The sequence below is a fragment of the Caulobacter sp. GW822-FHT07D08 genome (genome assembly GCF_058798735.1).
In genome coordinates this window covers 1-8,147 of sequence record NZ_JBXAKU010000039.1, presented here as the reverse complement: position 1 = coordinate 8,147, position 8,147 = coordinate 1, and the positions used below count along the sequence as shown (strand labels likewise).

Sequence of the window (8,147 nt, the reverse complement as noted above, 5' to 3'; positions counted from 1 at the left end):
GCCGTTCGTCACCCGTGAGCAAGCTTCGCCGCGCCATGGGATGGTCCTGACCGCTTCTGCAGGTGGCTCATAATTCGTGAAAAAAGAGACGCTGACCAGCCCTAATAATATCAGCGGCTTGCGTGTCTCAGATTATAGTCTCAGAATCAGGCCCATGATTTGTGGATATGCACGGGTTTCGACCGACGGCCAGAGCGCCGCCGCCCAGATCGCCGAACTCACGGCGGCTGGCTGTGAGAAGGTGTTCAGCGAAATTGCATCTGGAGCCACGACTGACCGCACCCAGCTTAAAAAGGCGATTGCGTCGCTCGGCGCCGGCGACGTGCTTGTGGTCACACGCCTGGATCGGCTGGCCCGCTCCACCCGCGATCTTCTTAATGTGCTGGCCGCGCTCGCGGACAAAGACGCGCAATTTCGGTCAGTCCGCGACACCTGGGCTGACACTACAACCCCGCATGGCCGCCTGATGCTCACCGTCCTAGGCGGTCTCGCCGAGTTCGAACGGGAGCTCATCCGGTCTCGAACCAGCGAAGGACGGGAACGAGCAAAGGCCCGGGGCGTGAAGCTGGGGCGTCGCCACAGCCTTACTGTAGCGCAGCGCGCCTTTGTTGCGCAGCAACGTGCCAATGGCGAAAGTGTTCGCCACCTGGCTAGGGTTCTAGGTGTCAGCAAGGCGACCATCGGCCGTATCCCTGCGTCAGAGGCATAGGCTGGGTCCGCTGCAGGGCAATGGCCAAAAGTTCAGACTTGTTCACCGTTTGTGCTTTTAACCGAGGTTTAGCGCACAAACCTTGAGGTGAGCCCCAAGGGCGGGCGCCAGTTCGAGCTGACCAAGAATCAGATCCGCCTGGCGCAATCGGCGATGGCCAACCGCGACACCCACGTCGCCGACCTGTGCGCGGAGCTCAAGGTCAGCCGCGCGACGCTCTACCGATACGTCGGCCCCTCAGGAGAGCTTCGAGACCACGGGCGAAGAGCGCTGGCCGCTTAAATCCTATGTCGCATTTGGGACCTTTGCGGGGATAGACCCAGATTTGGACCGACCCATACAAGACCAAAAACAACCCCATGATTTCCGATAATGTTCATTATACGCCGAATGTTCAATCTTTTCAATGACTTATACCCTCCCCGCTCGGCGGACCGTACGACATCCGTAGGCGAGGTCGCGTCCGCTTAAGGCAATGGGGCGCCATAAGCGGAAGTTGGCTTAGCTCTGAAATGCAGACATTCGGGGGCTAGCGCTGCGTCTGAACCACTGTCCCCATGTCGTCCGTCCGGCCTTCGGCAATCACGAGGTAACGGCGCGGCGCCGGCGTGTCGGCGCTGACCACATTGCGCAACGGACCCACCGCGTTGACGACGGCCGACCCCGATGGGCTGGTCATGAAGCCAGCGAGCGGCTGCAGCTTACCCTCGCCCTCGGGATTGTCGGCGATCGCCAGCACATAGGCCGTCTTCGGCGTGAGGCCGACAGCCGCCGCCTGCAGGATCTGCACTTGGCCCTGGTCGAACAGGGTCACTTGGGTAGGCGGTCCGCCCGCGGCGCCCGCGAGTCTCAGGCTGTCCGACTTGGCGGCCATGCCGAGCGGCTGCAGGTTCGCCGTGCCCGGACCGGTCGGGACAGCGTTCGGGACATAGGCCACGCCCTGAGGCGCCTGGCCGATCGGGATGGTGGCGATCACAGTATGGGTGGCCGTATCGATGGCCGCGACCGCGTCGGCATTCTCCAGGCCGACATAAACGCGTGATCCGTCGCCGGATGGCCAGAGGCCATGCGGCAGCGCGCCGACCTTGATCTCGGCCACCTGGGCGAAGCTGTCCGTCCGGAACACTTTCACCGCGTTCTGCGTGCCAACGGTGACATAGGCAAACTGGCCGGCGCCATTGCGTACGATGTTGACGTGGTTGGTGATCGGGCCGGTGTCGAGCGTCTTCAGAACCGCGAACGGCGGCTTGGCGTCGAACACCATCACCTTGCCGATGTCCTTTAGCGTCAACCAGACCTGCTTGCCGTCCGGCGTGGCGGCGATGTCCGGGCAGAACGGGCTTTCCTGCTTCACGCGGCCGACGATCGCCTTGGTCTTGGTGTCGATCACCACGGTTTCGGGGCTGAAGCTGGAGCAGACATAGGCGTACCGGCCATCGGGGGCGAAGATGGTCATGCCCGGGCCGTTGGGCACCTTGATCCGTCCGGTCTCCCTGTAGGTCGCGCCGTCGAGCACCTGCAGATAGTCCTCGCCGCGCACCGCGACCCAGACTTCCTTGCCGTCGGCGGTGAAGAAGGCCTCGTGCGGCGAGCGGCCGACATAGGCTGTGTGCTTCACCGCGTTGGTCGCCGTGTCGATGAAGGTGACGGAGTTGGAGCCGATGGAGATCACCGCCAGCGTCTTGTGGTCCGGCGAGAAGCCCATCCCGTGGACTAGCAACTGGCCCTTGTAGAGCGGGCTCAAATTCATGGGCGTCTGGTCGCCCAGCTTGATGACGCCGAGCAGCTTGTTGGTCGCCGGGTCGATCACCGAGACGGTGTTGGAGAACTGGTCCGACGTATAGAAACGGTCGCGACTGCTCACCGCGATGTCGGGCGCACTCGCGGGCCCAGGCGCTTGCCCGGCCAGGGCCGGCGCGGCGCTGGCGAGCAAAAGGATGAGGGCGAGACTGCGGGTCATTGCGGGTGTCCTTGCGGATGAGTGGCGGGGGTCTCGTCCAGAATCTGCTGCATCACGGCGATCTCCTGGGCCTGTTCGACGATGATGCCTTGGGCCAGGCGACGCAGGCGCGGGTCCTTGCCGTGCTGGAGCTCGACCTTGGCCATGTCGATGGCCCCTTGGTGGTGCGGGATCATCATGCGGGCGAAATCGCGGTCCGGATCGCCGGTCGGCGGCAGCATCATCGCGTGATGCATCCGCGTCATCGCCTCGGTCATCTGCGCGTCGAACCCGTCGACAGCGGCCGTGGCGCTGGAGGTCACGGCAACGGCGGTCAAGGCGGCCAACGCGATCCAGGCAGGGCGTCTGCGACGGACCGGCAATTGAGTCGATGGCATGGTTTGATCCTCAGAGGGCGATCGCACCTTCTACGCGGCAACTCACGCCGTCTAACGGGATCACGGACTAGGAACGTTCGACCAGACCGAACGATCCTAGCGTTACGATCAATAGTGGCTAGGTTCAGCTCGTGACCCTCGAACAGCTCCGCATCTTCCTCGCCGTCGCAGAGCGCCAGCATGTCACCCGGGCGGCCGAAGCCTTGAACCTGACCCAGTCGGCGGTCAGCAGCGCCATCACCACCCTCGAGGGGCGCCACGGCGTCGCCCTGTTCGACCGGGTCGGCCGCAGCATCGTGCTCAATCGCGCCGGTGAGGTGTTTCTGGCGGAGGCCCGCAAGGTCCTGGCCCAGGCGCAGGCCGCCGAGGCGGCCCTGGCAGACCTCAGTGGGCTGGAACGCGGACGCCTGTCTATCCACGCCAGCCAGACCATCGCCAGCTACTGGCTGCCGCCGCGCTTAACGCTCTTCCACGCCGCACATCCCGGCATCGAGATCGACGTGGCGATCGGCAACACCGCCCAGGTCGCCCGCGCGGTCGCGGAGGGGGACGCTGAGATTGGCTTGGTCGAAGGCGAGGTGGACGATCCGGTGCTGAGCCGTTCAGTGATCGATGAAGAGCAACTGAGCCTTGTCGTCGCCCCATTGCATCCCTGGGCTTCCGCCCACACGAGCGCCGATCATGACCTGACCAAAACGGCTTGGGTTTTACGGGAACCCGGCTCCGGCACCCGTGCGGCGTTCGAGCACATGCTGGCCGCTCGCCACCTGTCTCTATCCGACCTGAAGATCGCCATGGTCCTGCCGGGCAATGAGGCTGTCCGCTCGGCCGTCGAAGCGGGGGCGGGCGCCGGAGTGATGTCTCAGACCGTCGCGCGACTGGGCGTCGCGCGCAAAGCCCTGGTTGAGATCGCGTTCGATCTGCCGCCTCGGCAGTTCTACCTATTGCGGCACAAGCAGCGCTATCGCAGCCGCGCGGGAGACGCCTTCCTGGAGATGGCGAAGCCGTAGGGCAAGATCGTTCGGAACTATCGAACGAACATACACAAACGTCTCGTTGGATAAGAATGGTCTGACAGCCCAGGGTGTCGGTCAAGGAGCGCGCCGCCAATCGGCCTCCACTCTAACGGAGTGACCCTAATGACCACCTTGACCGCCTTAGCCCCCTACCCCGTGTTCCGCGACACCACTCGGGCCAGCCGCCCACCGGCGCAAATGGTTGCAAGCGCTGACCGTGAGTTCGAAGACCTGCGCCGCGACGCGCCGGACCTTGGGGTCAATGGCGTCCATCCAACGGCCGTCAAAGCCCTGATCGGCGTCTATGGCGTGCTTCTGTTGACCTTCTGGGCCTTCTTCGGCGGGCCGGAGACGGCCCTTACCCTGGGCATCATCACCGTTCTGGGCGTCATGTTCTTCGGTCTGCTAGGAGGCGGCATTCTCCTCTCCGACAGCATTCCCAAAGGCGAGCGCGGCCGCGATTTTGGCGAGTTCCTGAACGGCCACGTCTCCATCGCCACGGGTTGGATCTCGGGGCGTGAGGCGTTCGCCCAGATCATCGTCCTGCCCCTGGCGCTGCTGGCCGGAGCCGTTGTCTTCGGCGCGATCTGGCGCCTCACCGCCGGCTGACGCAACGCCCGGCCTTCCTACGCCTTTCCCTACTGCTCCGCTTCGAAAGCCCACCCCATGACCGACATCGCCCATATCCGCGCCGTCGCCTTCGGCCTCAAGCCCCTGGCGACCCTGGCCAGTCCCCGTGAGGTGGTCCGCCAGTTCACCCCCAACTGGTTCGCCGCCACCATGGGCACCGGCATCCTGGCGCTGGCGCTCGCCCAGTTTCCGGCGCGCGTCCCCGGCCTGCACGCCGTTGCGGAGGGACTGTGGTGGTTCAATATCGGGCTCTTCAGCCTGTTCACCGCGCTCTACGCGGCGCGCTGGATCTTCTACTTTGACGGCGCCCGCCAGATCTTCGGCCACTCGGTCGTGTCGATGTTCTTCGGCTGCATCCCGATGGGGCTGGCTACGATCATCAACGGCTTCCTGGCGTTTGGCGTCCCGCACTGGGGAGAGAGCGCGGTTCAGATCGCTCAGGTCCTGTGGTGGGCCGATGCGGCCATGGCGCTGGCCTGCGGCATCGCCATTCCCTTCATGATGTTCACGCGGCAGACCCACACCATCGATCAGATGACGGCGGTCTGGCTGCTGCCCGTTGTCGCCGCCGAGGTGGCCGCCGTCAGTGGCGGCCTGCTGGCGCCCCATCTGGCCGACACACATCACCAACTGACCGTGCTGATCACCAGCTACGCGCTCTGGGCCTGCTCAGTGCCGTTGGCGATGAGCATCCTGGTCATCCTGGTGCTGCGCATGGCGGTGCACAAGCTGCCGCACGCCAGCATGGCCGCCTCCAGTTGGCTGGCGCTTGGCCCCATCGGCACCGGCGCGCTTGGCCTGCTGGTCATGGGCGGCGCGGCGCCGGCGATCTTCGCCGCCAACGGACTGGGCGACTATGGCGCCGCGGCCCGCGGCATCGGCCTGATCGGCGGCGTGCTGCTCTGGGGCTACGGCTTCTGGTGGGCGGCGATGGCGGCCCTGATCACCGCACGCTACCTGCGTGAAGGCCTGCCGTTCAATCTCGGCTGGTGGGGCTACACCTTCCCCATCGGCGTCTATGCGGTGGCCACTCTCAAGCTCTCCACCCTCCTGCCGCTTGCCGCCTTCGCCATCATCGGCGGTGGCCTGGTGATCCTGCTGGCGATCATGTGGCTGGTGGTCGGCGCCCGCACCGTGCGCGGGGCCTGGCGCGGCGACCTCTTCGTCGCCCCTTGCCTCAAGAGCGGCCAATGACCTAGCCTGTCACCCCTCTCAACGCGGAGGCCCTAATGGCCCAGACCCTCAGCGACTCAGTAACCCATCGCCGCCTGTTCCTGGCCGGCGCTGGCCTACTGGCGGCCACGGCCTTCGCGCCCCGGAGTTGGGCCCAGGCGGGCGCTGATCTGCGCTTACCCGGCGGCCCATCGGACCGGCCGCTCACCGACGCCTTCCCCGGCAAGCGCGGCATGATTCTGCAGCGTACCCGGCCTCCGCTGCTGGAGACCCCGATGAGCGTCTTCGACCAGGGCGTGTTCACCCCTAACGACCAGTTCTTCGTACGCTGGCACTGGGCGAACGTGCCAACCGAGGTCGACGCCACAGCGTTCAAGCTGAACGTTCATGGTCGGGTCGGGCGCCCCCTGTCGCTTTCCCTCGCCGACATCCTGGCCATGCCGCGCGTGCAGATGGCCGCCGTCAACCAGTGCTCGGGCAATTCCCGCGGTCTGTTCCAGCCCCGGGTTCCCGGCGCCCAGTGGGCGCACGGCGCCATGGGCAACGCCAAGTGGCTGGGCGTAAGCTTGCGGCGTGTCCTCGACCTGGCCGGCGTCCAGCCCGGCGCGGTCGCGGTGCGCTTCAACGGCCTTGACCAGCCGGTCGTCGATGGCGCCCCGGACTTCTCGAAATCGCTCTCGATAGACCATGCCCGCGACGGCGAGGTGATGATCGCCTTCGCGATGAACGGCGCGCAGTTGCCGCTGCTCAACGGCTTCCCGATCCGACTGATCGTCCCGGGGTGGTTCTCGACCTACTGGGTCAAGATGCTCAGCGACATCGAGGTGCTCGGCGCCCCGGACGACAGTTACTGGATGGCCAAGGCCTACAAGATCCCGGACACGCCATTGGCCAATGTGGCGCCGGGCGCCAAGGACTTCCCGACCGTTCCGATCAACCGGATGGTCCCGCGGTCCTGGATCACCAGCCTTGCTGACGGCACCAGCGTCGCCTACCAACCCCACCTCCCGGTCGGCGGCATCGCCATGGGCGGCGACGCTGGGGTCGCCAGGGTCGATCTTTCCAGCGACGGCGGCCGCTCCTGGGCGCCCGCTCGCCTGGGCCCCGACGAGGGCAAGTACAGCTTCCGCCGCTTCGACGGGATGGTCGCCGTCGCCGGAAGGGGCCCCGTCGCTCTAATGGCCCGGTGCACGAATACAGCCGGCGTCAGCCAGGCCCTGACGCCGAACTGGAATCCAGGCGGCTTCATGCGCGCCTGTGTCGAGACGACCCACGTGGTGCTGTCATGAGCGACCGGCAGAAGACGCCGTCCTACGGCCGCGCGCTGCTGCAACTTGGCGCCATGGCGGGAGGCTTCGTCATTGCGATCTCCCTTGGCCACCATGCCTTCGTGGAAAGTCTGAAGCCGCCGCCCGCACCGCCGGCTCCAGCCGCGGCGCCGCCATCCGCAGTGTCAGGGGGCGGCTTCACGCTGACCTCGACAAGCATCGCCTTGCCCGACGACGATCCGCCCTACCCTGCCGGGCCGGGCGCTGACCTGATGAACGGCAACTGCACCGCATGTCATTCGGCCAGCATGGCCCTGACCCAGCCCGCGTTGTCGAAGGCGCAGTGGACCTCGACCGTCGAGAAGATGCGCGACACGTACAAGGCGGCGATCGCGGAAAAGGATATTCCCGCCATCGTCGACTACCTGACCGGCGTCAGCGCCAAGCTAGGAAGCGAGACGAAGCCAGGTCGGCCGGTGAGCGCTGACGCAGGCGGCGCCACGGGCTGACGTAGTGCGCGCTTAGCGTTGGAATATCTGCCGAACGGCTGCGGCCTCTGGCTGATTGATTTTCAGGGTCCGTTCGGCGGCGTCATAGCCCAACGGCAGCATGCACCCATCCACATCCCCTTGGCCTGGGAAGCGGCGATCTTGTCCCGGATCCGCTCGCGTGCCCTCACGCTCGAACTGAGCGAAGAACAGCAGCACATTGAGGGTTAGCCTGCCCATGCTGGTGGTGGCGTTGAAGGCCTGGGTCACCGAGACGAACGAGACGCTTCCGCGCCGCAAACGTGCCATTGGCCAGCGTCGAAGTTCCAGCCCGAAACCGGACATTCCCAACGGCGACTAAGAGTCATGTTTTACCGGCCCTGGGGTCGAAGGATCGACACAGGACCGTTTTGACCGTTTGATTGGGAAAACAGCCTGATAGGCAAGCCATGTGTTGGTGTGGACGGCCTCTCATCCCAACGGTTTGATGGCGCTTAGCGTCAACAAGCCAGTCGAGAGGAGAGCC

General features: G+C 65.4%; 10 protein-coding genes. 7 read left to right on the top strand and 3 right to left on the bottom strand.

Translation table 11 applies throughout. The features are described 5' to 3' along the window. Positions 1-76 precede the first annotated feature (76 nt). Positions 77-709: a recombinase family protein gene (locus AC1RJ9_RS28060; protein WP_492086117.1), complete on the top strand. Its 633-nt coding sequence runs from the start codon at positions 77-79 to the stop codon at positions 707-709. An 87-nt stretch (positions 710-796) separates the two neighbouring features. After that, positions 797-991 (top strand): hypothetical protein, encoded by a 195-nt coding sequence (locus AC1RJ9_RS28055; RefSeq protein WP_492841948.1) that lies wholly within the window; start codon positions 797-799, stop codon positions 989-991. 247 nt (positions 992-1,238) lie between these two features. Here AC1RJ9_RS28055 and AC1RJ9_RS28050 read toward each other — a convergent pair whose 3' ends face one another. Beyond that, entirely contained in the window at positions 1,239-2,669 is a 1,431-nt protein-coding gene (locus tag AC1RJ9_RS28050; protein WP_421930894.1) for a YncE family protein, read from the bottom strand. Then, positions 2,666-2,986 carry a CopM family metallochaperone gene (gene copM, locus AC1RJ9_RS28045; protein ID WP_255357789.1) on the bottom strand — a complete coding sequence of 107 codons (321 nt, stop codon included), beginning with the start codon at positions 2,984-2,986 and terminating at the stop codon, positions 2,666-2,668. Before copM ends, AC1RJ9_RS28050 begins: the two co-directional genes overlap by 4 nt. A 191-nt stretch (positions 2,987-3,177) precedes the next feature. Between copM and AC1RJ9_RS28040 the strand changes: the two genes are divergently transcribed. From AC1RJ9_RS28040 to AC1RJ9_RS28020, 5 genes are all read left to right on the top strand, one after another. After that, entirely contained in the window at positions 3,178-4,056 is an 879-nt protein-coding gene (locus AC1RJ9_RS28040) for a LysR family transcriptional regulator (RefSeq protein WP_492841945.1), read from the top strand. A gap of 129 nt (positions 4,057-4,185) precedes the next feature. Next, positions 4,186-4,671 carry a hypothetical protein gene (locus AC1RJ9_RS28035; protein WP_492841943.1) on the top strand — a complete coding sequence of 162 codons (486 nt, stop codon included), beginning with the start codon at positions 4,186-4,188 and terminating at the stop codon, positions 4,669-4,671. A 57-nt stretch (positions 4,672-4,728) separates the two neighbouring features. Further along, positions 4,729-5,886 carry a TDT family transporter gene (locus AC1RJ9_RS28030; RefSeq protein WP_291841686.1) on the top strand — a complete coding sequence of 386 codons (1,158 nt, stop codon included), beginning with the start codon at positions 4,729-4,731 and terminating at the stop codon, positions 5,884-5,886. 35 nt (positions 5,887-5,921) lie between these two features. Beyond that, positions 5,922-7,154, top strand: a complete 1,233-nt coding sequence (locus AC1RJ9_RS28025; RefSeq protein WP_492841941.1) for a molybdopterin-dependent oxidoreductase — start codon at positions 5,922-5,924, stop codon at positions 7,152-7,154. Then, a complete protein-coding gene (locus tag AC1RJ9_RS28020) occupies positions 7,151-7,642 on the top strand; it encodes a hypothetical protein (RefSeq protein ID WP_492841939.1) in 492 nt (163 codons plus the stop codon). Before AC1RJ9_RS28025 ends, AC1RJ9_RS28020 begins: the two co-directional genes overlap by 4 nt. Before the next feature lie 12 nt (positions 7,643-7,654). On the opposite strand, the gene AC1RJ9_RS28015 is transcribed toward AC1RJ9_RS28020, so the two are convergent. Then, on the bottom strand, positions 7,655-7,966 hold the full coding sequence (locus AC1RJ9_RS28015) for a serine integrase family protein (protein WP_421930893.1): 312 nt from the start codon (positions 7,964-7,966) through the stop codon (positions 7,655-7,657). Positions 7,967-8,147: the final 181 nt, after the last annotated feature.

Bases quoted from the DNA above. Each gene is read 5' to 3' on its own strand.
- AC1RJ9_RS28035 (WP_492841943.1), top strand. From the start codon at position 4,186: ATGACCACCTTGACCGCCTTAGCCCCCTACCCCGTGTTCCGCGACACC.
- AC1RJ9_RS28030 (WP_291841686.1), top strand. From the start codon at position 4,729: ATGACCGACATCGCCCATATCCGCGCCGTCGCCTTCGGCCTCAAGCCC.
- AC1RJ9_RS28050 (WP_421930894.1), bottom strand. From the start codon at position 2,669: ATGACCCGCAGTCTCGCCCTCATCCTTTTGCTCGCCAGCGCCGCGCCG.
- AC1RJ9_RS28015 (WP_421930893.1), bottom strand. From the start codon at position 7,966: ATGTCCGGTTTCGGGCTGGAACTTCGACGCTGGCCAATGGCACGTTTG.
- AC1RJ9_RS28020 (WP_492841939.1), top strand. From the start codon at position 7,151: ATGAGCGACCGGCAGAAGACGCCGTCCTACGGCCGCGCGCTGCTGCAA.
- AC1RJ9_RS28025 (WP_492841941.1), top strand. From the start codon at position 5,922: ATGGCCCAGACCCTCAGCGACTCAGTAACCCATCGCCGCCTGTTCCTG.